At 66.5% G+C, this 668-nt stretch carries 1 protein-coding gene and 1 pseudogene; one reads left to right on the top strand and one right to left on the bottom strand.

What is annotated here, in order from left to right:
• Positions 1-235: 235 nt before the first annotated feature.
• A complete protein-coding gene (locus EBE87_RS28900; RefSeq protein WP_147465079.1) occupies positions 236-433 on the bottom strand; it encodes a hypothetical protein in 198 nt (65 codons plus the stop codon).
• A 47-nt stretch (positions 434-480) separates the two neighbouring features.
• On the opposite strand from EBE87_RS28900, the pseudogene EBE87_RS28530 reads away from it, so the two are divergent.
• Positions 481-668: pseudogene (locus tag EBE87_RS28530) on the top strand (IS6 family transposase); the annotation flags it as partial.

The following is a 668-nucleotide window of genomic DNA, read 5'->3' on the forward strand; positions in this document are numbered from 1 at the left end:
CGGCAGGCGCTCGAACCGGCGGCGATAGTCTAGGATAGCCAGCCCGACCGGGTCCCAACAATGTTCCGCGACCAGACAGCTAGCAAGCGGTACCAGGGCGGCTTTGGCCAACCGGCGCTAGCTCTGGCATAGCTCGGCGGTTCGACCTGCGGGGGCAGGGGGCAGGGGGCAGGGGGCAGGGGGCAGGGGGCAGGGGGCAGTCTGCCTTAACGCCCGCGTCCCGCAACAGGAGCTGCTACTTGGCGGCCTCGCTGCGCAGGAAGCTATTGACCGACGCCGATGCGCTGTCGGCCAGCACTGTCATCCTCAGATCCTCCAGCCGTGTGCGCAGATCTTGCTTGCCGAGCATGGCAGTAGTGCCTGCGTTCATGCCGGCCACCGCTTCGGCTAGTACTTCTGCCCGAGCCAGCATCGTGTTCCAGGGGATTGTCACGTAGTTTGGGCCTGGCCGGAATGCAGCGGCCGGGCCAGGCTGGCGGGATGCCGTCCGAACCCACCACTTATCCTGGCTCCCGCTTTCCGGCCGAGGTCATCCACCATGCCACTTGGCACTACCATGTGTTCAGCCTGAGCCTGCGTGATATCGAGCTGATCCTCGCCGAACGGGGTGTGGTGGTCAGCCACGAGAGCATCCGCCGCTGGTGCCTCCGCTTCGGCGCCGCCTTCGC

It is taken from the genome of Teichococcus wenyumeiae, from assembly GCF_003696345.1.
In the GTDB taxonomy this organism is placed as follows: Bacteria; Pseudomonadota; Alphaproteobacteria; order Acetobacterales; family Acetobacteraceae; genus Pseudoroseomonas; species Pseudoroseomonas wenyumeiae.